The organism is Cryptobacterium curtum DSM 15641, from assembly GCF_000023845.1.
GTDB lineage: Bacteria > Actinomycetota > Coriobacteriia > Coriobacteriales > Eggerthellaceae > Cryptobacterium > Cryptobacterium curtum.
The window spans coordinates 1,145,373-1,168,556 of the sequence record NC_013170.1 but is presented as its reverse complement, the minus strand read 5'-3'; the positions used below and the strand labels follow the sequence as shown (position 1 = coordinate 1,168,556).

General features: G+C 50.0%; 22 protein-coding genes. 12 read left to right on the top strand and 10 right to left on the bottom strand.

All coding sequences use genetic code 11. The features are described 5' to 3' along the window. Window positions 1-56: 56 nt before the first annotated feature. From CCUR_RS07670 to CCUR_RS05085, 3 genes are all read right to left on the bottom strand, one after another. Window positions 57-887: a 4Fe-4S binding protein gene (locus CCUR_RS07670; RefSeq protein WP_049754334.1), complete on the bottom strand. Its 831-nt coding sequence runs from the start codon at window positions 885-887 to the stop codon at window positions 57-59. Window positions 888-1,068: 181 nt separating this feature from the next. Then, window positions 1,069-1,671, bottom strand: a complete 603-nt coding sequence (locus CCUR_RS07275; RefSeq protein ID WP_012803406.1) for a TetR/AcrR family transcriptional regulator — start codon at window positions 1,669-1,671, stop codon at window positions 1,069-1,071. A gap of 82 nt (window positions 1,672-1,753) precedes the next feature. Then, entirely contained in the window at window positions 1,754-3,085 is a 1,332-nt protein-coding gene (locus CCUR_RS05085) for an ATP-binding protein (protein WP_012803405.1), read from the bottom strand. 408 nt (window positions 3,086-3,493) lie between these two features. On the opposite strand from CCUR_RS05085, the gene CCUR_RS05080 reads away from it, so the two are divergent. After that, window positions 3,494-3,952 carry a DUF1648 domain-containing protein gene (locus CCUR_RS05080; RefSeq protein WP_012803404.1) on the top strand — a complete coding sequence of 153 codons (459 nt, stop codon included), beginning with the start codon at window positions 3,494-3,496 and terminating at the stop codon, window positions 3,950-3,952. 307 nt (window positions 3,953-4,259) lie between these two features. Further along, entirely contained in the window at window positions 4,260-5,852 is a 1,593-nt protein-coding gene (gene guaA / locus CCUR_RS05075; RefSeq protein ID WP_012803403.1) for a glutamine-hydrolyzing GMP synthase, read from the top strand. Between the two features lie 122 nt (window positions 5,853-5,974). On the opposite strand, the gene CCUR_RS05070 is transcribed toward guaA, so the two are convergent. Beyond that, window positions 5,975-6,259, bottom strand: a complete 285-nt coding sequence (locus CCUR_RS05070) for a cupin domain-containing protein (protein ID WP_012803402.1) — start codon at window positions 6,257-6,259, stop codon at window positions 5,975-5,977. 581 nt (window positions 6,260-6,840) lie between these two features. Between CCUR_RS05070 and CCUR_RS05065 the strand changes: the two genes are divergently transcribed. The 3 genes from CCUR_RS05065 to CCUR_RS05055 all read left to right on the top strand — a co-directional run bounded on the left by CCUR_RS05065 (window position 6,841) and on the right by CCUR_RS05055 (window position 8,293). Then, window positions 6,841-7,098, top strand: coding sequence for a SemiSWEET family transporter (locus CCUR_RS05065; protein WP_012803401.1), 258 nt, complete (start codon window positions 6,841-6,843; stop codon window positions 7,096-7,098). 78 nt (window positions 7,099-7,176) lie between these two features. Then, window positions 7,177-7,626 carry a DUF3290 domain-containing protein gene (locus tag CCUR_RS05060; protein WP_012803400.1) on the top strand — a complete coding sequence of 150 codons (450 nt, stop codon included), beginning with the start codon at window positions 7,177-7,179 and terminating at the stop codon, window positions 7,624-7,626. Window position 7,627: 1 nt separating this feature from the next. After that, window positions 7,628-8,293 carry a DUF421 domain-containing protein gene (locus CCUR_RS05055; RefSeq protein WP_012803399.1) on the top strand — a complete coding sequence of 222 codons (666 nt, stop codon included), beginning with the start codon at window positions 7,628-7,630 and terminating at the stop codon, window positions 8,291-8,293. On the opposite strand, the gene CCUR_RS05050 is transcribed toward CCUR_RS05055, so the two are convergent. The 4 genes from CCUR_RS05050 to CCUR_RS05035 all read right to left on the bottom strand — a co-directional run bounded on the left by CCUR_RS05050 (window position 8,271) and on the right by CCUR_RS05035 (window position 12,264). After that, window positions 8,271-9,674: a molybdopterin-binding protein gene (locus tag CCUR_RS05050; protein WP_012803398.1), complete on the bottom strand. Its 1,404-nt coding sequence runs from the start codon at window positions 9,672-9,674 to the stop codon at window positions 8,271-8,273. The genes CCUR_RS05055 and CCUR_RS05050 overlap by 23 nt on opposite strands. Before the next feature lie 62 nt (window positions 9,675-9,736). Next, on the bottom strand, window positions 9,737-10,555 hold the full coding sequence (locus CCUR_RS05045) for a TetR/AcrR family transcriptional regulator (RefSeq protein ID WP_012803397.1): 819 nt from the start codon (window positions 10,553-10,555) through the stop codon (window positions 9,737-9,739). Window positions 10,556-10,571: 16 nt separating this feature from the next. Then, window positions 10,572-11,345 carry an ABC transporter permease gene (locus tag CCUR_RS05040; RefSeq protein ID WP_012803396.1) on the bottom strand — a complete coding sequence of 258 codons (774 nt, stop codon included), beginning with the start codon at window positions 11,343-11,345 and terminating at the stop codon, window positions 10,572-10,574. Then, on the bottom strand, window positions 11,332-12,264 hold the full coding sequence (locus CCUR_RS05035) for an ABC transporter ATP-binding protein (RefSeq protein WP_012803395.1): 933 nt from the start codon (window positions 12,262-12,264) through the stop codon (window positions 11,332-11,334). Before CCUR_RS05035 ends, CCUR_RS05040 begins: the two co-directional genes overlap by 14 nt. A gap of 343 nt (window positions 12,265-12,607) precedes the next feature. On the opposite strand from CCUR_RS05035, the gene CCUR_RS05030 reads away from it, so the two are divergent. Together CCUR_RS05030 and CCUR_RS05025 are read left to right on the top strand one after the other, a co-directional pair. Beyond that, window positions 12,608-13,516, top strand: a complete 909-nt coding sequence (locus tag CCUR_RS05030; RefSeq protein ID WP_012803394.1) for an undecaprenyl-diphosphate phosphatase — start codon at window positions 12,608-12,610, stop codon at window positions 13,514-13,516. A gap of 148 nt (window positions 13,517-13,664) precedes the next feature. Further along, window positions 13,665-14,045 (top strand): MGMT family protein, encoded by a 381-nt coding sequence (locus tag CCUR_RS05025; RefSeq protein ID WP_012803393.1) that lies wholly within the window; start codon window positions 13,665-13,667, stop codon window positions 14,043-14,045. A 46-nt stretch (window positions 14,046-14,091) separates the two neighbouring features. Here CCUR_RS05025 and CCUR_RS05020 read toward each other — a convergent pair whose 3' ends face one another. Further along, entirely contained in the window at window positions 14,092-15,903 is a 1,812-nt protein-coding gene (locus CCUR_RS05020) for a flavocytochrome c (protein WP_012803392.1), read from the bottom strand. Window positions 15,904-16,254: 351 nt separating this feature from the next. Between CCUR_RS05020 and CCUR_RS05015 the strand changes: the two genes are divergently transcribed. The 5 genes from CCUR_RS05015 to CCUR_RS04995 all read left to right on the top strand — a co-directional run bounded on the left by CCUR_RS05015 (window position 16,255) and on the right by CCUR_RS04995 (window position 22,483). Continuing rightward, on the top strand, window positions 16,255-17,706 hold the full coding sequence (locus CCUR_RS05015; protein ID WP_012803391.1) for a helix-turn-helix transcriptional regulator: 1,452 nt from the start codon (window positions 16,255-16,257) through the stop codon (window positions 17,704-17,706). Continuing rightward, a complete protein-coding gene (locus tag CCUR_RS05010) occupies window positions 17,687-17,968 on the top strand; it encodes a chorismate mutase (protein WP_012803390.1) in 282 nt (93 codons plus the stop codon). Before CCUR_RS05015 ends, CCUR_RS05010 begins: the two co-directional genes overlap by 20 nt. Further along, complete coding sequence (gene aroF, locus CCUR_RS05005; protein ID WP_012803389.1) at window positions 17,965-18,813, top strand: 3-deoxy-7-phosphoheptulonate synthase; 849 nt, start codon at window positions 17,965-17,967, stop codon at window positions 18,811-18,813. Before CCUR_RS05010 ends, aroF begins: the two co-directional genes overlap by 4 nt. Window positions 18,814-18,995: 182 nt before the next feature. Next, window positions 18,996-21,521 (top strand): ATP-dependent helicase, encoded by a 2,526-nt coding sequence (locus CCUR_RS05000; protein ID WP_012803388.1) that lies wholly within the window; start codon window positions 18,996-18,998, stop codon window positions 21,519-21,521. Between the two features lie 26 nt (window positions 21,522-21,547). Next, window positions 21,548-22,483, top strand: coding sequence for a manganese-dependent inorganic pyrophosphatase (locus tag CCUR_RS04995; protein ID WP_012803387.1), 936 nt, complete (start codon window positions 21,548-21,550; stop codon window positions 22,481-22,483). 112 nt (window positions 22,484-22,595) lie between these two features. Here CCUR_RS04995 and CCUR_RS04990 read toward each other — a convergent pair whose 3' ends face one another. Beyond that, window positions 22,596-23,033 (bottom strand): universal stress protein, encoded by a 438-nt coding sequence (locus CCUR_RS04990; protein ID WP_012803386.1) that lies wholly within the window; start codon window positions 23,031-23,033, stop codon window positions 22,596-22,598. Window positions 23,034-23,184: the final 151 nt, after the last annotated feature.

Below are 23,184 nucleotides of genomic sequence, written 5' to 3'. Positions count from 1 at the left end.
CGAGCGCACGTGCTGTAATAAGGGTGTACTTGTAATGAAGGTGTATTGCGTGCGAATTATCGCATAATGAAGTCTTTTTTGCGAATAGGCCCAAACCCTATCGCAAGTGCATTGTGTCGACAGGCGTCACAGCATGCGGCACACTGGATGCATTCCGTGCTGTCAATAGCTGCTTCACCAGCAGCTAACGTAGAGACCGGTAGGCTCATGGGGCATGCCCGCTCGCACGCTCCACAATGTACGCAGGTGTTAGAAACACCGTGTACGTGAAGTTGCGGAAGGTGCAACAGGCGTCCGATTGTTTCACCAATAATCATGAATGGCGCAATCCAGCAGATGTAGTGACATGCACCGCGGCGTCCCACGATGAGGTCTATTACGAAGAACAGAGCAACAATTCCCAGGTAAATAAGCAGATCGTGAATGCTTGCTACTGAAAGGCCGTGCTCGGTTTTAAATGCTAAGTCGACAGTATGGATTCCTCCTGCAACCACAGCACCAGCGGCTATAGCGCATATCCATGGCACCCATATTACGAATTTAATCGCGCAGCGCCACCCCAGTTTGCTAAGTTTTGGCTGTATCGTGGCCACCATTTCTTGGAGACCTCCTGTTGGGCAAAGCCATCCGCAAAAGCCGCGACGCAAAAAGAATGAAAGCAGAAACAGCGTGCCAAATGCGACGAGGCTTCCAGGGAGAATTCCTTGGAAAGGTCCAAGAACGGACAGGTAGGGAGAAAAATAAAAGATCGTAGCGGGGAAGAGCAAAAACGAAGTGAAAACTAGACCAAGCCGTATGCTCTGACGCCTTGATGTGACCGAGCGTTTTAATGCAGATTGGTGCTTTGATACATGTCTGTCTGTTGGTACGGGTTGACACTTTGACATAGGCCTGTGTTCTGGTGTTGGCTGGCACGGTGGTATAGGCTCGCGCTTTAGTTCAGGCTGACACGGTGATGTGGTCTGACATTTTGCAGTGGACTGACGCTTTAATATGGATACATCGGCATGCTTTCGGGTGGCAGTCTTCCAACTTGTTGCGCTCTGTCGTATCGATAGCGAAGACATACTAGTGGCTTTCTTTGTTGGCGGCATCAGCAGACTCACATTTGGCATGAGTGATATCTCGATAGAAAGCGCGAAAAGCATCATTAACAAGGCAGTTAATTTCTTCATCCGCAAACAAAGAGCCCGCAAGCGCCATGCAGGCAAGCCCATGCGTAAATACGATCATCCGCTCGTAAAGTCTGGAAGCTTCTTCCTGGTCTAGGTTTTTCAATTGTTCGATTTCTTCTATTACACCAGGTTGTGACACGCTTTTAAACAACTCTGTCATTGATGTCGCGGCAAGATGGGGTGACACGTATAAAAAGCGGAAGAGCTCGGGTTCTTCTTTTGCCAGTGTGATGTGAGCTGCCCCATTGGAGGCAAATTTATTCGAACAGGTGTGAGCGCGCATGCGGTTGTAGTTCTGAATCCATGTACGTGCGTGTTCGTACAGTGCTTTCGTTAAGCCATCCATGCCGCCGAAGCGATGGTATATGGGCTGAACAGAACAGCCTGCTTGTTCGGCAATAGCACGTGCAGATAATGCTTCGTAACCTTTTTGGCGCACGACAGCAAGTGCTGCATCGAGCACAACATCGTCCGCATAATGAGTCTCGCGTGGCATAGTTGACTTCCTTACCATTCTTAATATAACGATTGTTATATTAAGCTGATACGATAGTAATGTCAACGTGAATATACATTGTCTAGCGGTATGGGTCTGTGCCAGTGGAGGAGGCATTCCAGAGCCATTTATTTGCCATCGCATATAGAGGTACGTTGCGCATCCATTCCTGCTCTCGGAAGGGTGCCAAGCTGAAGCGGACAGCTAATGTTTCTGGGTTCCTGCTTTTGAAGGCATGAAGACTCTTGGATTTCAGGTTTTCCTCAGCCTTAACCTCGATAGCTACCACGTGCTCAGAATCCTGCACAAGGAAATCAACTTCGCCGATGGAATTCTCCGCCGACCAGTAGAAAGGCTGTTCGCCACAGTCGGATGCTAGCTGTTGGCAGACGTATTGCTCGATGAGTGCACCCTTAAACTCCGTGAAGACTGCGTTGCCATTTACGATAGTTGCAGGGTCGAGTTTGGACATGGCGGCTAGAAGGCCAACATCAAGAAGAAAGATCTTGAAGGACTTATGGTCGTTGTAAGAGGAGAGCGGAAGCCCTGGTTTGGTCACGCGCGGTACCTTCATGATGAGCCCCGCTTGGGAGAGCCAGGTAAGCGCTTCCTCGTAATCTTTAGCACGTGCGCCCTTGCGGATGCGCCCGAACACAAACTTGCGGTTTTCCTGCGCTAAATGAGAGGGGATCGATTCCCAAGCTTCCATCATGCGTGGCAGTATCCTGTAAGGTGCATGCTTTGCAAAGTCGCGCTGATAACCCTCCAATATGTCGGTTTGAATTCTGCGAACTTCTGCGAGCTCAGCGCCCTGTACGAATGCGTCTACTGCTGCAGGCATGCCACCGATGACGTAGTATTGACGCAAAAGTGCTGTCGCTTTGGGTGCGAACGATGTCATGCTGTCAATATTTTCTGAATCGGACAGCTTCCTGAGTATGGTATTTCCGGTGGCATCGAGGAACTCTCGAAAGTTCAGAGGAAAGAGATTTAAAACATCGACTTTGCCTACGGGGTAGCCTGATCCCTCATGAGCAGAAAGCCCAAGTAAAGAACCGGCTGCTGCGACAGCATACTCAGGCGCATCCTCGCAGAAGTATTTGAGGGACGTGATGGCTTTCGGGCACGCCTGTATCTCGTCGATAATAATAAGAGTGTTTTTGGGGGTGATGTTAGTGCTTGTGTACAGCGACAAATCGCTAATCATGCGCCCTGTGTCGAAATCTCGTTCAAAGAAGGATCGAGCTATTGTGTTGTTGTCCAAACTTACATAGGCAACTTTATCGAAGTGAAGTTTCCCAAACTCTTTCAGTAGCCAGGTCTTGCCAACTTGTCTAGCGCCGTTGAGAATGAGCGGCTTACGCCTAGGACTGTCTTTCCATTTAACGAGTTTTTTCATAAGGAATCTATCCATATCGACTCCTTTCACCGGTAACTAGTGAATCAATTACGTCCTTATTATAGTGCGATATTACATAAATAAGGACGTAATAGTGTGTGAAATGACATAAATAAGGACGTAGCTGTTATTTCGAGCCGGAAAACTTAGATGAATGCTATGAGATACAGAGATCTTTTATATAAAGGGTCCATCGCACTATGGCTTGCGGGGGTGGGGGGGGATTAATTTTCGTGCCTCACGCTTGTATGATCGTGCCAATGAGACTCATAGTATTGCATTGAGATGACACGAGATTTGGTCACGAGAAATCAAATAATACCTAATGGATTAGGTATAATGGGAGCGCACAGTTAATTACTCATGCACCTACTACGATACTTGATGGACGAAGATTAAGACGAAGCAATCAAGGTGAAGGCGATGAAGGGTACTTTCGGGAAAGCCATAGAAGTCCTTTGCATTCTACTGGTAATCGGAACCTTTATTCATCTTGCGCTGGTGTGGTCGAACATGCCAGATGTCATCCCGGTGCACTACGGATTTGACGGGCAGATTGACGAATGGGGCAGTAAGTCTCGGATTTTGGTTGTTCCGATGCTTATGCTTGTGCTTTGCGCGGGGATAGATATCGTCGAGCGCCATCCAAAATGGTGGAGCACAGGCGGCATACAGATAACCGATAGAAATCGAGCAGGTATCTATCATGCTTTTGGCAGTATGCTTGCTTCGATCAAGGTTGTTATTGCTGTGGGTCTTTCTGCAGTGTCCGCAGTTCAAGTGAATGGAACCCCACAGCCCTGGTTTCTATTTCCTCTATTCATAGCTGCGCTGGTACTTGTAGTTGTCTTCTGGATCGTGCAAGTTTACCGTATGCGGTAGCACTGCTTAGGGGGCTAATGAGTCGCGGTGTCTACAAGTTGAAGTATTCTGGCTGTTGGGTTGAGATATCTACGAACCGTATTATTCTATCTGCTGAATAAGAGTTGCGACATTCTAGCTGTTGTTGGACCGCAACATCCAAGCCAGCGGTATTCTCGCACGCTATACAGGCTGAGCATCATGGATTTCCGCGCATAAGCCATCGGGGGCGCGCTGCTTTGGGTAAGATAGACGTGTCGCTTTACGCGGCCATTGTAGCTACAAGAAACACGATAATGTAGGGTCCATTTATAGAAGGAGTGCGCCCGTGAGCACAGCAGCGGTTCCTGACCAAAAAGTAATCGTCTTGGATTTCGGGGCTCAATACGGGCAATTGATTGCTCGCCGCGTGCGTGACCTTCACGTGTACTCAGAAATTGTGCCCTGCGATATTTCTGCTGCTGAACTAGCTGAAATGAAACCATCAGCTATTATCCTGTCCGGTGGACCAGCGAGTGTATATGCCGAAGATGCTCCTGCGATTGATCCAGCAGTGCTCGAGCTGGGCGTTCCGGTACTCGGTTTTTGCTATGGGCAACAGATCATGGCTACCACTCTTGGCGGAACGGTTGGTCATACCGAAAAGGGTGAATACGGCGCTGCCACGCTTACACGCAATGGCATGAGCCTTCTGTTGGGCGACACTCCACAACGACAAACCGTGTGGATGAGTCATCGCGACGCCGTAACCGACGTCCCTGAGGGGTTTGTCGTAACGGCGCAGACCGATGTATGTCCTGTTGCTGCCATGGAGTGCATCGAACGAGATCTGTACTCCACGCAATTTCATCCTGAAGTGCGTCACACCCCGTATGGCCAGGATATGCTGAGTAATTTCCTCTTCGATATCTGCGAACTTGAGCCGAATTGGACTATGGATGGCATCGCGCAGGGCATGATTGATGCAATTCGCGCGCAGGTTGGTAGCGATCGCATGATTTTGGCACTTTCAGGTGGCGTTGATTCAAGTGTAGTGGCCGCGCTCTGCGCAAAAGCTGTCGGCAAACAGTTGACCTGCGTGTTTGTAAACCATGGATTGCTGCGTAAGGGCGAACCAGAGCAGGTTGAAGAAGTATTCACCAAGCAATTCGATATAGACTTCGTGCACGTGCACGCCGAAGAGCGCTACGCAAAGCTGTTGGCTGGTGTGGTTGATCCTGAACAAAAACGTCGTATTATTGGCACACAGTTCTGGAAAGAGTTCTTTGCCGTAGCTCAGGAGACTGGTGGCATTAAGTATCTGGCGCAAGGTACGATCTATCCTGACATTATTGAAAGTGGCGCGCGCAAGACTGGTGGCAAAGCATCAACCATCAAAAGTCATCACAATCTGATTCCTTTTCCTGAAGGAGTACGTTTCGATTTGATCGAGCCACTTGATCATTTCTTCAAAGACGAAGTACGCGCACTTGGTGAAGCGCTTGGGCTGCCTGATCATATTGTGCATCGCCAGCCATTCCCTGGTCCGGGTTTAGCTATTCGTATTATCGGTGCTGTCGATGCCGAAAAGCTGGTGCTTTTGAAGGACGCCGACGCTATCGTGCGCGAAGAGCTTGATGCGTACAATGAATGGCTAATCGAACAGACTGGCGAGCGTAATAGCGAACATGCGGCATGGCAGTATTTTGCTGTTTTACCTGATATTAAGAGCGTGGGTGTGATGGGGGACGAGCGCACCTATGCGCGGCCGATTATTCTGCGGGCTGTGGAATCAAGCGATGCGATGACTGCCGATTGGGCGAAGCTTCCTTACGAGGTACTCACGCGCATCAGCAGTCGAATTGTGGCTGAGGTTCCTGGTATCAACCGTGTGGCATATGACATCACAAGTAAGCCTCCTGCCACGATCGAGTGGGAATAGCTGATATCGGCGTTTTCAAGCACCTGAACCAGACCAACGGGTCAGGTTTGCTTGGCAACCTCTGGGCAACCTTTGCGGTTTCACGTCCCACGAACAGTGGACGTTGCTTTATTTATGTACGATTACCTCTTCACGATTACGGTAAGCATTGTCAAATCGTTGTCACCGGTGTTGATGGTGCTGTGCTCCGAACCCTTTTTACAAATATGGCAGGCGCCAGCATGCAACAGCTCCTCTTGTCCGTCGCGTATTGCTTTACCGGTTCCTGACAAGACGTAGTTGATGTCGTCGCTCGTCTCATGTTTATGTAGGCCTATCGAGCCGCCTTCGTGTATGACGGTTGGGATGATCTTCCCCTGTTTATCCATGTACATCCTGGCACTCATTTCGCCTGTTCCGTTATTCATGCCAGGGATGGTCACCTCTTTGACTTCGTTGAAATCACCAGCATCGATACACTCCTTTTTTTGTGTGCCGGTTCATCTTACTTTGGCAATAGCAGATGATAAGCCATTTTCAATGGAGGCCTACAAGTCCGCTTGCTCATCTTTGCTTTATACGATATTTGACGTATGCGAAACATGTCTAGCTATGACTTCATCCACGATAGTGATGGGTGTTTTGGATATCGTGAGCTTAAAGAGAATACATGGGCAGCTTTAATTGTGTGTTGTGGCGCGATCCATGTATTTCTTATTTTCTGGATCTAGAATGCGGTTGGGTTATCGAGTGCAACGATGGAAGTCTTCTATTCCGCTAGTGTTTACCTACGTTCCAGTGTGGTGGGTGGTGTGTTGGATTATGCCGATATATCGAAGGTTACAGGAGATTATTGTTGTACGCGTTGAGCGAACTTGTTTTCAGAACAGTTAATTAAATGCAAAATTCTTTTGCCGCCAGATCCATCGTGGGTATTTTGTTGACAGGAATTTATGGTGGTAAATCTTAGCAATGTCAGTCCCATTAATGTTGAAAGTGGAAACAAAATATGAATCAAAAAGCATTTAAAATTATTGGATGGATAGCAACTTGTACCGCTATGCTCATGTATATAGCTTACTTTCCTCAGATTCTAAATAATCTGAATGGAGATAAAAGCGGTTTCTTACAGCCTATGGTTGCCGCAATAAACTGCACCTTGTGGGTCTGCTATGGCTTTTTTCAAAAGAAGAAGGACTGGCCTATTGTGGTAGCAAACATCCCCGGTGTTTTGTTTGGTGCAGTTGCCGCAATCACTGCCCTGTAAGTAGCTTGTTAGAGTTTGAGCTATCAGGTTGCCATTTGGACTACAAAGGCAGAACTACACCCCAAGGTTGAATGACATATGGACTTCTATAATCTTGATTACATCATTTCGCATCAGTCTACCGATTCAGCTTTACGCGTAGCTATAATACTGGCGCTTCTTTTAGTGGGTATCGTCTTTAGTACGATTTATTTTCGGAATAGAATACGAACCCGTTGGAGAGATGTTGGGATAGGCGCCCTTGTTCTTTCGTTAGCGTTAGTGGGCATTCAAGCCGAGCAGTACCTTCAGGTAAGCAATCAGATGTCCCGGTCTCAATTACTGGTGAAATTTATCGAGGGCGTTGCTACAGATCAACAGATTTCAGCGGATGAAGTGCTAGTAAATGCTACAAACTTAAAAGACGGCATTATCGTACGCTTTAACGAAGAAGACTATCTCGTTCATCTTAAAGACGACAATAACTCTTATACGCTCGAACGGACGCATATCATCAATCACAATGTTTACGTGAACGGGGAGCGCTGACATGGATTTTTATACACTGACAGCTATCAAATTTGCACTTGGGATGCTTGTGATGATTCTTCAGATCAACATCCTTGGAAAACATGATTTCTCTCTCAATACACCCCTTAACCAAGTTCAAAACTATGTTTTGGGCGGCATTATAGGTGGAGTTATCTATAATCCATCGGTCACGGTACTCCAATTTTTGATAATCCTTCTTATCTGGTCGCTTGTTGTTGTAGTAGCAAAAATTCTTTTCGGGAGTAGTAAAACATTCAGGCGTGTTGTTGCCTGCCAGCCTGAACTTCTCGTTCGTGATGGAGAAGTAGATATCTCGCGTTGTGCGAAGGTCGGCCTGACGGCAGAGCAGCTTTGTAGGAGCCTGCGAGAAAATGGTATTTCCAGTATAAAAGATGTAAAAGCAGCCGTCATGGAAACTGATGGCAAGCTGACGATTCGTTCAGGTGATATGCAGCGTGAGGGGCTACTCTTGCCGCTCGCAAATGATGGACACTTGACACCTGACGGATTGAAGCTCGCAGGTAAAGACAAGACATGGGTGATAGAACAGCTTGCAGCGCAGGGATATGCTTCAGTGAAGCAAGTATTTCTGGCTGAGCTTGTGGATGGAAATCTTGAAGTAGTTCCGTTTTCTAAAGTTGCTAACGCCACTCGACCCAAATAATGTCACCAGGTTTTGGAGCTTCAATTCCTGTACCGGTTGGTAGCATATAGTATGCGTTTGCTGCAAGGGTTGCCGCGCTGCCCGGACGACCTGCGATTGGCCAAGCGCGCAAGGTACCATCTTCAGCATGATCAATTCGCAGCATTTTCACAGCAAAGAATTCGGGCTTGCCGGGTTCATGTTCTGGGTGTTCCATCGGTCGTTCTTCACCCCGTACGGAATTGCCATGCTTCTTTGGTCGATCCGATCGGGCTGCAGGGAATTCTTCGGCAAGTACAACTGGTATGCGCTCAGCTTCAGGGCTTAATCCCATAAAGGCGCGCATAAGTGGACGCAGGTAGAAGTTCAACGTAAACGATGCACCGCCCGACGGTCCGGAAATGCCGATGATGGGCGTACCGTCGATAACCGCCGCGCTGGAATGATGCCCTGGTCCGTGATTTGTCTGGTGATAGATCATGTGTCCCATTTCCTCCATGACCTCGCACGACCAGTCATCGCTACCTTTTGATGATCCTGCGTTCAGTACGACGATATCGGCAACTTCTACGGCATGTGCAATGGCGTCTTCAATGGCGTCGCGACGATCGAGCACAATATCGAAGGGGATAAATTGTCCACCCCATTGTTCGCACTTTGCACGAACAATCACGCTATTTGTTTCGAATGTACGACCGTGGGCAGCAAATTTGTCAGGGTGCTGAGGGTCAAAGGGAACACCAGGCGCTATCAATTCGTTGCCAGTGGGAATAAAGGCAACACGGGGGCGACGAATCACGTCCACGCTAGCATTGTTGCCCGTGCCAATGCGAGCTGCTAAATCTGGCGTTATCAGAGAGCCCGCCTGAGCGAGTACGTCGCCGCGGTGCATGGTACTACCAACCGGACGAGTGCCAGCACCTGGCTTTGAGGGGGCAGCGTCAATAGTAATATGTTGCTCGTCGGTGGAAACCTGCACATGTTCGATAACGATGGCTGTGTCGAACCCTTCAGGCATGGCTACGCCCGTATTTGCGAATTGCCAGTTTACGCCACGCACCCACTTGCTGGTATCAGGCAGCTGACCTTCGGGCAAATCTGCAAAGTCAGACCAATGCAGGGCAACAGAATCCATCGCACACGTGAGTGCGCTGGGTATATCATTCTGCGCAACAACGTCATATGCCAGCACGCGGTCAACAGATTCTGCAAGCGAAACGCGCTCGACAAGCTTTCGCTGAACATTGCGCGTGTGTCTGGTTACTTGGTTATCTGAAGCGCTTGCTGTCTGCGCCAACGCACCGCGCCAGCCGAAGCCTTCGGACACTTCATCAAGAGCTGCGAGCATCTGTGCGACTGCGTCTTCGCGCGACAGCTGAATGTGCTTTGAATGATCCCTCATGAAATGCCCCTTTCACAAAAGTATGAGTTATCAAATAGTATCAAATTGCCTGTAAGCTTTTGTTATTCCCAGCCTTTGAGAATAGCATTGAGTCCGCGTTCAAATTGGGCACTGAAGTCCCATTTGCCATCCATCACATCGCCAATGAGCATGCTGAGTGAGGCCAGTTCATCCGCTGGGAGGGACTCCATTGCGCGAGATAGTTCACCAGTGGCTTCATCAGGGGTATCACCCGCAGGCGGCGCGGCTTCTGAAGCAGCGAAACCTGTTGTGTATACTGTGATAGCAGTTATAATCCCGAGCATGTCTAAGGGTGCGGTGAAGCCAGTCTTTGAAAGATCTGCTAAAACGCGAGCAATAAGAGAGAGCTGGCCGGGGGTTGAAATGGGGTGCGTGAGCACCAGTATGATAGCGTTGGGATGCTCAAGAAGTGTGGCATGAAGCGTTCGCGCATAGATGCGAAGGTAGCTTTTCCAGTCGGCTTGATGCGCTGCTGATGTGTCTTGTGAAGTGTGATTCGATGCCGATGCATCCTGCGAAGAGTGAATCAACGCCGGTGTGTCTTGTGAAACGTGGCCTGATGCTGGTGTATATTGTGAAGCGCGGCTTGATACCTGCGTTTCCTGCGAAATATCTGAAAGAAAGTGCTCGAGGGCGAGTTCCCAGACCTTTTCAGAAACCCCTTCGAGCAGTGCTGATTTATCAGGCACGTGCCGATAAAAGGCAGTTTGAGAAACACCTAATCGTTTTCCCAGAGTTCGAAGGGAAAGGGAAGACAGACCCTCTTCGTCTACAAGAGCAAGTGCCATCGAGAAGATCTTATCCTTCGAGAGCGTGCGGCTTTTGCTTTTAGGCGATTCGCTCGGCATCTCGTCAGGCATAGTCTTCCCTTTTCGTTTAACGCGACTGCAGACCTTTCTTGATTGCGAATTGTATCACCACAAGGGCAACGAGTATTGTAAGGAACACGCCAAGCATACCGATTTGAGGCAGTACACCAGACACGCCAGCGCCATCCAAACTGACCGCATGAACTGCGTCAAGAGCCCAATAAGCTGGCGAGAATTTTGATACTGCCTGAGCCCATTCGGGAAAGCTCGATACGGTGCAAAACGAACCGCCGATTCCTGCTGCAAGCATGCCCACAATGTTGGAAAGAGACAGAGCTATATCTTCTGTTGGTGCCCACAGGGCAATCGTGACACCTAAGGCGGCAAGCACTGCAGCAAATGAGAGAATCACGAGAATGAGCGCGCCAGTATCTCCAGTGGGTCGATAGCCAAAAATAAGAGCTCCCAGCGCCAGAACTGCCAATACCTGTACCGACTGAATAAGAAAAGCTACAAGGGCTTTTCCTGCCAGTATGACACCATGAGAGGTCGCGGACACTTCGAGGCGCGGCCACATACCCCAGGTGTATTCGCGGAAGAAAGACTGAATAATGGTTTGCACCGAGAGGAACGAGAAAAGTACCGCCATACCAGGCATAGCTTGTTCTGCTCCAGTGACGTTTGTATAACCATCCGCCAGAAGCATAGACTTAAAAGCGGGTTCCATAAACGGTATCAAAACAAGAGGGATAACGGTGAGAAGCAGGGTTGAAGTTGGATCCATAAGTTGAAGACGAATATTCAGTCGAACGACTGCTAAGAATTTCCTAAGCGTTTTCATTATCTGTTTCCTCTCCGACAATGGATAGATAAGCGTTTTGCAGGCTTGCATGGGATATCTGTACGTCTTCAAGATTGTTGTTACTCAGAGCGGGATTTGAAAGGAGCTTTGCAATGGCACGTCCCGCGTTGCTGGTGTTGCCTTTTTTGGTCAGCTTTGTTCCGTTACTCTGCCAATCTTCAATAGAAGGAACAGCTTCTGAGAAACGCACGCTTACTGAACTTTGTGCATAGGTGGCAATCACCGCATCAAGCGTATCCGCCACGACAATGCGTCCGTTGTTCAAAACGGCAATATCTGCGTTGAGTTCCTCAAATTCGCCCAGGTAGTGTGAGGTGTAGATGATTGCCGCGCCGTTTTCAGCAAGGGAATGTATGGCATGCAAAATGCGACTACGAGCCTCGACGTCGGCACCTACTGTTGGTTCGTCCATGAAGACAACCTTGGGTTCGTGCATGATGGCCATGCCTGAATGCAGTCTTCTTTTCTGTCCGCCAGAGAGGTGTCGAGCCCGCTTGGTCTTTTCATCTTCAAGCCCCAACAACTCCATCACTTCGGATGCTCGTGTGAGAGAGCGTTTCCGCGAAAGTCCTTCGAGTTGTCCGTAGTACGTAAGGTTTTCTTCGACGGTAAGGTCAGGGTAGATTCCCAGATCTTGCGGAGCGTAGCCAATAAGATGACCGATTGATTCTTTTGCGGGGTCCATTCCACAAACGGATATCGACCCGGAATCTGCCCGCCTCAGTCCGCAGAGTATTTCTATTAAGGTCGATTTACCGGCGCCATTGCGTCCGAGAAGACCGAGTATTTGACCGCACGAAACCTCGAGATCTATACCGTGCAGTACCTGGTGGCCCCCGTAGCTCTTTTGTACGGCGTGCAGTTGTAGAGCGGGGGAGCTCTTCTTTATATCAATCACAAAAACTCCTTTGTGGATGCCGTGTTGGCAGCGCCATCGTCATACATATCTACGGTTATTGGATATGTTAACAATGTTAACATATGATAACGCGCTGTATGTTAACGCTGTAAACTAAGATGTGCAAGTAGTTTCTTGAACTTTTTGAAAGTGGACCAATACAAAGCGCGATTAAGACGGCAGCACAGTGTGGCTGATATTACTCGGCCAATGCGTTTCGCTTTTGAAAGTTTCCCGAATGTCTTAGTACTTGTTGTTTGGGTAGAGCAAGTGGATGATAGGGTAGGAGCCACCATTTTGCTTGGTAGAGCTTGGTAGATACAGTGTGATAGGTGAACAAGCTATGATTATTGAAGTGCTGAAGTCCCTGTTTTTGGGTTTTGTTGAGGGCGTGACCGAATGGCTGCCCATCTCATCGACAGGTCACATGATTCTTGTTGATGAGTTTCTGAAGCTCAACGTGTCGGAGCAGTTTCTTGCTCTTTTCTTAGTTGTTATTCAGATCGGTGCCATCCTAGCTGTCATTATTTTGTACTTCCATAAGCTCAATCCGTTTTCCCGCACGAAGACACCTGAAGGCAGGCGGGCTACGTGGCGTCTTTGGGGTATGGTCGTTATTGGATGTATCCCCGCTGCTATTGTGGGGCTTTTGCTGGACGACTGGGTGCACGACCACTTCTACAACGCGGTTGTGGTTGCTTCAGCCCTTATTATTTATGGTATCGTTTTTATTGTTATGGAGCGCCGCAACCGCCGTCTAGAAGATCAGGTAGTCGCCGCAGTCGATGGACGCCATGCACGTCCGACGACGTCGCCGTCGGGCAGTATTTTCCGCGTTGAGACGGTCGACGATATTGATATTCCAACCGCAATTAAGATTGGCCTCTTTCAGTGTCTGGCTATTATTCCGGGCACAAGCCGCAGCGGTTCTACGATTATCGGCGGCATGCTATTTGGCTGCTCACGCACGGCAGCCGCTGAGTTCACGTTCTTTTTGGCTATTCCAATCATGTTTGGGTGGGGCCTGGTAAAGACGCTGAAGTTTCTTGCGGGTGGACTTGCCATGACGCAGACAGAAATTGTGGTGTTGGTGGTAGGCGTCTTAACGGCGTTTATCGTGTCGATTATTTCGATCAAGTTCTTGATGGGGTATATCAAACGCAACGACTTCACGGCATTCGGTTGGTATCGCATTGTTGTTGGTGTTGTGGTGCTCGGTTACTTTGGGGCAAAAGCCATCGGGTTATTCTAAGAACTAGACAGAAAATGAGTTCGGTCTTGGGATTGTTCATTAGTGAAGCCGTAAGGCTGGCTGGAACATGAGCTCAGAATCTGGCGAACTAATCACCGAAACCAGCAGTAAGCTAACGGTAGCGTGAGTGAAGGGATGAGTGACGGCGATGGAATCTAACGGTGATTTCTTTACGCGTGCATTTGATGTGGTGCGTCGTATCCCTGGAGGGAAAGTGGCTACCTACGGGCAGATTGCGCGCCTAATTGGCGAGCCGAAAAAGGCGCGCTACGTCGGTTTTGCGATGCATTCAAGCCCTGGTGTTGCAGGCGGTGTTCCCTGTCACCGGGTGGTGTTCAAAGATGGGTCGCTTGCGCCGGGTTTCGCGTTTGGTGGCGCGGATGCCCAGTGCAAGCTGTTAGAAGCTGAGGGCGTTACGTTTCTTTCTGACGGGCGCGTTGATATGAATGCTTGCGCCTGGGATGGTCGCGATCCGAATAGGATGGGTCCACCACCTGGCTTTTTAACAGCCGCAGAATTCGGTGACTAACGCCAAACGGCAACTAACACTAAGGTCGTTGTCTATACCTTGTTATCTACCCAACATACGCAGCAGCTTGTGAGCCAGCAATGCGACCGAAGGTATAGATGTCTGCCATCGAGCATGACCCTAAGCGGTTGGTGCCCATCTTATGACCGGCAACCTCACCGGCCGCAAAGAGACCAGCAATAGGATTACCCGCGGAGTCAAGCACCTGTGCATCGGTATTAATATGCAGTCCACCCATGGTGTAGTGCACAGCGGGCTTGTATGAATTCACGTAATATGGGCCGCCCTCAATGGGAGTCATCTTGTCGCGATAGCCAAAATCTTCATCGGCACCTTGTGCGCACATGTCGTTCCAGTGTTCAACCGTTGCTTTAAGGGCAGAAGCATCAATACCAAAGTGACCAGCAACTTCTTCAAGGGTATCGCCCTTCACGATAATGCCGCGGCTCTCGAGATTTTCGTATTCGTCTTCATGTTGTACTAGCAGGCCGGTTTCATCTGCTGCTGATTGGTTCCACAGCATGTAGCCCATACCACCAGTTTGGTTCTTGATAGCGTTGGACAGTACATCGCGCCGTCCCAGTTCTTCGACAAAGCGCACGCCTTCCTTATTTACCATGATCGCGCGGCTTTCTAGGCGCATGTCATCCACATACAACAAAGCGCCAGTTTCTGGGTCGCAGGTGGGATATGTCTGGATGTATTCCATATCGATAAGATCTGCTCCGATGGCGCTCGCCATGGTTAAACCATCGCCGGTGGCGCCGACGCTATCGGTCGAAAGAATTTTGCTATCCATATCAGGGTTGTATTTCACGCGCATGTCAACGTTGCTTCCGAATCCGCCTGAAGCAAGCACGACAGCCCGTGCCGTGATGGCTGTGGTTTCCTTTGTAATTTGGTTTTCAGCTGTCACACCGCTTACCGCGCCAGCGGCATCGGTGGAAAGGCTGGTCACACGCATGTTGCGAATTACGGTCAGGTTATCGATTTCATCGGCTCGTGCAGCAAGCTTAACGATCATTTCGCTGCCCGTGTGTCCACGAGGAATAATAGAGCGTTTGACGGAATGTCCACCAAAGAACAAGAGGTCATGTTCCCAGGAAACACCGCCCTCAAAGGTGAGCCATTGCGATGAATCAAGTGCCCCTTGTGCAATAACATCCACTAAAGCAGGGTCGCCTACGTTATCGCCACCCTTTAACATGTCGGCGGCCAGCAAAGCGGGGGAGTCAGCAACGCCATCAGTTACTTGAATCCAGTTGCCTGGTACGGCCATTTCACCGCCAGAAAGCGATGTGTCACCACCGACAACGCCAAGCTTTTCAAGCAGTACAACTTTCTTACCAGCATTAGCAGCGGTGATAGCGGCTGCAAAGCCTGCGCCACCAGCGCCAATGACAACAACATCGGCTTGAGAGGGGATATCCTGGTTCGACTTCAGCTGTGCGTGATCGCGCTTTTTCCAGTTGGAGGATTGCGCGCCCGACTGATCGAGCGCATCGCTAACAGCCGTTAAAAACGCCATGCTTGTTAGCGTTGCTCCGGATATGGTATCCACGTTAAGCGTTTGATTGTCAACGATAAGCTGCGACAATTCATCGATAGCGACATCGCCCATGCCTTGCGTCTCGCGCGACTTGAGCACGTTGATACGGGTAATAGAGCCACCTTCGGTAACCACTTCGATATCCATGTCGCCGTGCTTGCCGATGCCGTGACCGACCCAAGCTCCATCCGATCCGGCATTTGCGGTTTTGCTGCCTGATTTAGGTGCACAACCGGCAAGTGCGGCGGCGCTACCCACGGCAGCAAGTGCGCCCGCAGTAATAAACGAACGACGCGAAAGATCTTTCATGATGATTCCCTCCCTGTGTGATTTTCATCTGGCTGCTCGTAGTTACTGGATGGCCGTGCATCTGACGCACCCGGCTGCTGGTTACCTCAGAGGGTTTTCCCTCGCGGTGCCAGTAGCTACTGGATAACTGTGTATTTGACGGCAAACTATCAAGCAGATGTCCTTTCACCTACTTTTATCTACCAGCAGATAACTACACCAGATGTTTTGTAGTGCTAGTCTCCCCTGACCAGCGTATTCACCGTAGCTTTTTCGTGCACCTATTTCTAGATAGAAGGGCGGTTAAATTCGTAACCCTGAAATAACCTTGCCACTTCAAACGCGGTCGGTATCATAACGATGGGAGGGGATATGAAAGAAAGACGCGATTCTGCTTTGTCGCTGCGCCGACGAACAATAAAGGTTATTCAACGCCTGGTTGCCGTTCCGCTCGTGTTTTTGGGTGTGGCAGCATACCGCGCGTGGCTCGCTATTTTCTTTCGGTACGACGTTTTTGAAAGCGTCGGAACGTTTGATTACTTTCTTTTTGAAGGAGCTATCGGCCTAGCGTCGTTTGCGCTTGCGTTTGCTGCTGCGCGCATTACGCCGCTGTGGGCTAACCGTCCGATGCGGTTTACCTGCGCGCTGCTTATGGTGGGTGGCTCGGTGTTGCTGCTGGCACAGAACGGGAATGTTTTACCTGATGTCGCAAAGACAATTGGTCTGGTATGTGCTGGTGCGGGCTTGGCGGTACTTATCCTTATGTGGGCAGAATTTTACGGCTCCATTAACCCGATGCGTGTGGCGGTCTATCATGCGCTTGCCATCTTCGCTGGCGAATTCTTGAAATGGCTGTTTATGGGCTTACACCCAGCGTATCTATCCTTTTTTGCTATAGCGCTACCCCTACTTTCGCTGGTGCAGGTGCGCATGAGCATGGAGCGACTTGAACATGCCGATCGACCGGCACCGCCCAAACGAGATGCGAAGCGGGTGTTTCCATGGAAGCCTATTCTACTTATGTCGGTTTGCACTTTTGCCGGTGGTTTTGGCGCCTTTCCCGCACAGGCGCTTCTGGCGGGTAATGTTGTCGGTGCGATGGCGGTTTGTGCTCTGGTGGTTGCCGGCGTCTTTTCGCAGGCACGCTGGTTTAATTTCGACACGGTCTACCAGCTGGCATTTCCATTCTTTATTGTGGGCTTTTTACTGGTGTCTCCGTGGGCCTCGGGTAATCCACAGCTTATGGCACTGTGCTATGACGCGGGATATACCATGCTGTCCATGTTCATCATGCTTATTATGAGCAACATTACGTACCGATTTGGCATCAGTGCCGTATGGCTTAATGGCATCGAACGCGGCATCCGCTATGTGGTAGAACTTGCTGGTTGGGGTTTTGGTGCGCTCGTGTCGGCGCGCGCTGCCTCTTCAGTCGCTGAAGTTGTGTTCACCGTGATGACGCTTGCGTTAATTGCCATCTTCGTTGTGGTGTTTGCCAGTGAGCGCAATTTGTCGGCTCGGTGGGGCATTACGTCAACGGCGTTTGGCGACGACGAAACGGACGCAATGGGTTATACGGCGTTGCGAGTATCGGATTTGTCGCGAGCACATGGTTTGACCCCGCGCGAAGAAGAGGTGCTGCAGCTGATGGTACGCAATAAGAGCGTTCCCGACATGGAAAGCGAACTGTTTGTGGCCGCAGGTACTATCAAGGCTCATATCAACCATATTTATCGTAAATTCGGTGTGCATAGTCGCCATGAACTATTTGCTATCATAGGCGCATCCGAGGAAAGGACGAATCATGCCTGCACAGGAAGATAACGTTGCAAAAATCGAAGATCATCGCACGCAGATTGATGCAATCGACCGCCAGCTGGTCGATCTGTTGAATCGTCGCGCCGAGCAGTCGCTTGCTATTCGCGAGCTCAAGCCGGGTGCGCATATGGGTTTGTTTGATCCGCGCCGCGAAGAAGAAATATTCGAGCGGGTCAGAAGTTATAACGATGGCCCACTCTATGATGACAATCTGCGCGAAATTTACTCCGCTATCTTAAAGGTCATGAAGGAGGTGCCTGCACGATGACTGACACTCCAGCAGGTAGCACTTCAGAAGCTCCATCAGCAAAAACAAAGCTTAAAGGGGTGAAGGGTCTTCCTGATTATGGTACGCGCACTGATGAGATTACGCTTTATGCAGGGCCGTGTGCAGTAGAATCGCCCGAGCAGTTTGAAACGGTTGCGCGCTGTATTGCTTCTGCGGGCTTGTCGTGGATCCGCGGTGGTGCTTTCAAACCACGTACCAATCCTCATTCATTCCAGGGTCTTGGTGAAGAAGGCCTGCAGATTATGCATGAGTACGGCGGAAAGTATGGTCTGAAGACGCTGACTGAAGTCATGGATTCAGCCCATTGCGAAATGGTTCATTCTTATGTTGACGGTCTCCAGATTGGGGCGCGTAACTGCCAGAATTTCAGCCTGCTCGAGAACGTTGGCGAGGTTACAGCTACATCGCACAAGATGGTGCTTTTCAAGCGCGGTTTGGCTAACAGCATTTCCGAATGGTTATCGGCTACCGATTACATCACCATGAAGGGCAACGATAACGTGGTGCTGTGCGAACGTGGTCTGCGCACCTTTGAGACGGCTACCCGCTTTACCTTGGATATTTCAGCGGTGCCAGTTATTCACAAGCAGAGTCTCTTTCCTATTTGCGTTGATGTCAGCCATCCAGCAGGTGTGCGCGACTTGGTACCGCCGCTTGCCCGCGCCGCTATTGCTGCTGGTTGTGACTCGATTATGATCGAGGTTCATCCCGACCCGGCGCATGCGAAGTCTGATAACGCGCAGCAGTTGACCCCCGATCAATTCCTTGATCTTCTGGCCGACTTGCGCGAAATTGCTGCGGTATTTGGCAAGCGGATTGTCTAAGCGCTGCTGATACAGGCGGCTTGCGTGGAATTATCGCAGTCTTTCCGTTTGGTTAGTTGATTGTCTGACTCTGCGGTATCGTTAATAGCGAAGAACATAAGCGAGGGCACATCGGTTGCGGTGGCCCTCGCTTTCTGTGCGGTGTCGCTTGTATAACGAAAATAGATTGATGAAAGGGATCCATGGCGCTCGATCTGGAAACTCTCAACCCTGAACAACATGAAGCAGTGATGACTACCGAGGGTCCACTTTTGGTGCTTGCCGGTGCTGGATCAGGTAAGACGCGGGTACTGACGTACCGCATTGCGCATATGATCGAAGATTTGGGCGTTGCTCCATGGGAAATCCTCGCGATTACGTTTACGAATAAAGCGGCCGCCGAAATGCGCGAACGTCTTGGTGCGTTGGTGGGTCCAGCGGCACGCGGTATGTGGGTGTCCACCTTCCATAGCATGTGTGTGCGTATTTTGCGGGCAAATGCCGAGGTAATTGGCTTCACGAAAAATTTCACGATCTACGCCGACGACGATAGCAAACGCCTGATAAAGGACATCATGGCGCAGCTTGATATCGATCCGAAACGCTTTCCGGTAAACGCGTTGCGCAATCGTATTTCCTCGGCAAAAAACGAACTGATTCTTCCCGATGCCTTTGACCAGCGAGCATCTGACCCTATCGCTTTGGTTGCGGCACGTGTCTATCACGAATTGCAGAAGCGCTTGCATCAGGCTAACGCATTCGATTTCGATGACCTGCTTATGTATACCTGGTTGTTGTTCAAGCATCATCCCAATGTGCTTGAAGCGTATCAGGAGCGGTTTCGCTATCTGCTGGTTGACGAATACCAAGATACAAATCATGCGCAGTACGCAATTACGACGCTTCTGGCCGCTCGGCACAAGAATATTATGGTTGTGGGTGACGATGACCAATCGATCTATAGCTGGCGTGGTGCTGACATTCGTAATATTCTTGAGTTTGAACAGGACTATCCGCAAACGCGTACCGTCAAGCTGGAAAAGAACTATCGCTCGACCGCCACGATTCTCGATGCTGCCAATGCGGTGATTGCCCATAACGTAAATCGTAAAAGCAAGCGATTGGTGCCGACGGGCGATACGGGCGACAAAATCCACGTGTATATGGCGTCCGATGAACGTGACGAAGGACGTTGGATTGCCGGTGAAATTGAGCGACGTCATACGCAGGGTACGAGCTACAACCAGATAGCGCTGTTTTATCGCACCAATGCTCAGAGTCGTATGCTGGAAGATATGTTGCTGCGTGCTGGCGTGCCGTATCGTATTGTGGGGGGCACCCGATTCTTCGATCGTGCTGAGATTCGCGATGTCATGGCATATCTGACCCTGGTGGTAAATCCCGCTGACGACATGGCTGCTAAACGGGTTATTAACGTTCCGCGGCGCGGTATTGGCAAAACAACAATAGAGCTGATTGATGCATGTGCTGCGCGTAATAACTGTACATTTTTAGAAGCCGCGCAGCTAACGATAGCTGACGAATCGGTGCGCTTGTCTACTCGCACGGCGCTCGGGCAATTTACGAGCCTTCTTTCTGAAGCTGCTACGTGGACGGGGGAGTTGCGCCGCATAGTTGAGATGATCCTCGAGCGAAGCGGTATGGTGCGTGCGCTTGAGAATTCGGGTACCGATGAAGACCTTGGTCGCGTTGAGAATATCAAAGAGTTTCTTGGCGTTGTTGACGAATTTACTGCCACGCATGACGCTGACGAAGCCCACTATGCTGCTCCGATAGCGGCCGCTTCTCTTAACGAAGAGGCACAAGACCAAGAGCAAGATCAGCAACAAGAGCGACAACAACAAGAGGTGCAAGCGAATGTCGCCACGGCTTCTTTAGCTACAGCAGAAGAGACCAGCGCAGACACCAATGCGAATCACAGCACAGCCTTTCTTGCTGCAGAGGAATTCAATACCGAAGCTCCTGCGGGCACCAATATGGGCACGGCAGCTGATATGGCAGCGCCCGTGCGTGTACTTTCGGGCGATTCATTAGCTGACTTTATCGAATGGGTCGCTTTGCGTACCGACCTGGATACGATGAGCGACGATGGCACGGCAGTTACCCTGATGACCGTTCACGCGGCGAAGGGCCTTGAGTTTGATTGCGTATTCGTCGCTGGCATGGAAGAAACTATTTTTCCCCATATGAACAGCATTAACGATGCAACCGGCGTTGAAGAAGAGCGTCGTCTTGCGTATGTTGCTATCACGCGTGCTCGCAAACAGCTCTATATTACCTGCGCCTCCAACCGCAAGCTGTTTGGACAAACACAAGCCAATCCAACCTCGCGCTTTCTTGCTGAGATCCCTGCCGAGCTGCGCCATACAAGCGGTCTTGGGTCGGCTGGATTTTCCGGTACCGGCTGGGAAAAGCGCGGTAGCCGTCGCGGCATTTCAGGCAGTGGAGCTGAAGCCGGTCACGGTCGCGTATTTGGCACTTCAAGTGCTTCGGGTTCGTCTTCACGCAAGCGCACACCCACCGCTGCGGCTCATCGTAAAGAAGCAGCCGGTATGTCGTTTGCTAAAGGCGATACGGTTGACCACAAAGTATTCGGACGTGGTAAGGTTATCAAGGTGGATGGCGATACCCTTTCCATCCGCTTTGCTAAGACGGGATCGGTTAAAAAATTGTTGAAAGACTACGCTCCTATCGTCAAAATCTCGTAAGAGACGTACAAGAGAAAGGACCTTCCATGGCTGACAAGATTCTTATCGTGGGGCATAAAAACCCCGATAACGATGCTGTGTCCGCTGCAATCGGCCTCGCATACTTTGAAAATGAACTCGCGCGCCGTCGCGGTGAGGATGCGGAATACCAGCCGGTTCGCCTTGGTTCGCTGCCGCCTGAAACTGAATGGAATCTTGCGGAAAATGGCATTCCTGTACCTGAATTGATCGAGCGGGTGGGGGAAGGCGACAAGGTTATTCTTGTTGATCATAATGAATTGAGCCAGGCGGTCGATGGGTTAACGGAAGCTGAGGTTGTGGGCATTGTTGATCATCACCGTATTGGTGATGTCACCACGTCGGCGCCCATTTATATGTCTGTGTTTCCCTGGGGTTCATCGGCCACGGTGGTTGCAATGTTTTATCGCTGGCATGATATCGACATGCCTGTTGGTATTGCAAATGTGTTGTTAAGCGCCATTCTGACTGATACGGTTATTTTGAAGTCGCCAACGGCAACAAAGGTAGACGAAGAAGTTATTGCCTATCTCGAAGGCATTACCGGCAAGAATCATGTGGAATTCGGTCAAGAATTGTTCCGCTGCCGAGGACGCGAAGAAGACCTCGCTATAGAAACGTATGTTGGTGCCGATGCCAAGGAATTCGCAGTTGCTGGCGGTACGGTGCTAATTGCCCAGCACGAAACGGTCGATCTGCCAGCAGCAATGAAGCGCGAAGACGAAGCACGTGCGTATATGCGCTCGCTTATCAGTGAACATGGGTATGATTTTGTGCTGCTGCTCGTAACCGACATTTTGAATGAGGGCAGTAACTTTATTGTTGAGGGTGATCATACCCTTGTTGATAAGGTCTTCTCTATTGATAGTTCATCGGCTGTTTGGATGCCAGGTGTGCTTTCTCGTAAAAAGCAGGTAGCTGCCCCTATTCTTGCTGCGCAATAGGTTGAAGCTTTCCTCGCCAAGAGTTCTTATTGTCCAACAGATTGCGCTGTTGCGCAGAAGCATTTCGCTATCAGTGCCCCGGTTATTCAATCGGGGCATTGTCTTTATTGCTCTACTTTACGACGAGTACGTCGCATTTTTGGGTGCGCACGAGATGTGTGCTCACGCTTCCAATAAAGGCATAGGCGATTTTTGAAAGGCCGCGTGCGCCGCAGATAACAAGGTCTGGTTCAAAGGGGCTAATAAGGTCACGGTCAAGCACATCGACTACCGATCCTGCCATAACAACTAGTTCGGCTTCGGGTATTTCACGTGCTTCATGTGCTTCAGTTAAAACACTGGCCAGTTTTTCTTCCATACGCAACTTTGATTCTTCGCACAGTCTTTCGTAATCGGTCACGCTTGCTTCAGCAGGTACGGCATCCACTACATGGCCAAACCGCAAGTGAGCGCCATTCTCGCGCGCTAAGGTGAGTGCACGTTCAGCGACAGTCAGTTGTGCGTCGGTGCCGTCAAGTGCGGCAAAGATACGATGATATTCAAACGACATAAGGCATCACCCTTTCGATATACCTTGATTGTAGTGCGCAGGCTGCTTATCGGGTGTGAGAAATTAGTTGTTACCCTGGCTTATTTTGCTTATATCGCTCGCCAGACTCTTTGTTGAATATAGTTCCCTCTGTGTTCCTTTCACGAATCAC

Excerpts from the sequence above, each read along its gene's own strand:
- CCUR_RS05020 (WP_012803392.1), bottom strand. The coding sequence starts at position 15,903 with ATGAAAGATCTTTCGCGTCGTTCGTTTATTACTGCGGGCGCACTTGCT.
- CCUR_RS07670 (WP_049754334.1), bottom strand. The coding sequence starts at position 887 with ATGTCAAAGTGTCAACCCGTACCAACAGACAGACATGTATCAAAGCAC.
- CCUR_RS05030 (WP_012803394.1), top strand. The coding sequence starts at position 12,608 with ATGATTATTGAAGTGCTGAAGTCCCTGTTTTTGGGTTTTGTTGAGGGC.
- CCUR_RS05045 (WP_012803397.1), bottom strand. The coding sequence starts at position 10,555 with ATGCCTGACGAGATGCCGAGCGAATCGCCTAAAAGCAAAAGCCGCACG.
- CCUR_RS05055 (WP_012803399.1), top strand. The coding sequence starts at position 7,628 with ATGGATTTTTATACACTGACAGCTATCAAATTTGCACTTGGGATGCTT.
- CCUR_RS04995 (WP_012803387.1), top strand. The coding sequence starts at position 21,548 with ATGGCTGACAAGATTCTTATCGTGGGGCATAAAAACCCCGATAACGAT.
- CCUR_RS05085 (WP_012803405.1), bottom strand. The coding sequence starts at position 3,085 with ATGGATAGATTCCTTATGAAAAAACTCGTTAAATGGAAAGACAGTCCT.
- CCUR_RS04990 (WP_012803386.1), bottom strand. The coding sequence starts at position 23,033 with ATGTCGTTTGAATATCATCGTATCTTTGCCGCACTTGACGGCACCGAC.
- CCUR_RS05010 (WP_012803390.1), top strand. The coding sequence starts at position 17,687 with ATGCCTGCACAGGAAGATAACGTTGCAAAAATCGAAGATCATCGCACG.
- CCUR_RS05080 (WP_012803404.1), top strand. The coding sequence starts at position 3,494 with ATGAAGGGTACTTTCGGGAAAGCCATAGAAGTCCTTTGCATTCTACTG.
- CCUR_RS05040 (WP_012803396.1), bottom strand. The coding sequence starts at position 11,345 with ATGAAAACGCTTAGGAAATTCTTAGCAGTCGTTCGACTGAATATTCGT.
- CCUR_RS05060 (WP_012803400.1), top strand. The coding sequence starts at position 7,177 with ATGGACTTCTATAATCTTGATTACATCATTTCGCATCAGTCTACCGAT.
- CCUR_RS05070 (WP_012803402.1), bottom strand. The coding sequence starts at position 6,259 with ATGAATAACGGAACAGGCGAAATGAGTGCCAGGATGTACATGGATAAA.
- CCUR_RS05050 (WP_012803398.1), bottom strand. The coding sequence starts at position 9,674 with ATGAGGGATCATTCAAAGCACATTCAGCTGTCGCGCGAAGACGCAGTC.
- CCUR_RS05025 (WP_012803393.1), top strand. The coding sequence starts at position 13,665 with ATGGAATCTAACGGTGATTTCTTTACGCGTGCATTTGATGTGGTGCGT.
- CCUR_RS05015 (WP_012803391.1), top strand. The coding sequence starts at position 16,255 with ATGAAAGAAAGACGCGATTCTGCTTTGTCGCTGCGCCGACGAACAATA.
- CCUR_RS05000 (WP_012803388.1), top strand. The coding sequence starts at position 18,996 with ATGGCGCTCGATCTGGAAACTCTCAACCCTGAACAACATGAAGCAGTG.
- aroF (WP_012803389.1), top strand. The coding sequence starts at position 17,965 with ATGACTGACACTCCAGCAGGTAGCACTTCAGAAGCTCCATCAGCAAAA.
- CCUR_RS07275 (WP_012803406.1), bottom strand. The coding sequence starts at position 1,671 with ATGCCACGCGAGACTCATTATGCGGACGATGTTGTGCTCGATGCAGCA.
- CCUR_RS05065 (WP_012803401.1), top strand. The coding sequence starts at position 6,841 with ATGAATCAAAAAGCATTTAAAATTATTGGATGGATAGCAACTTGTACC.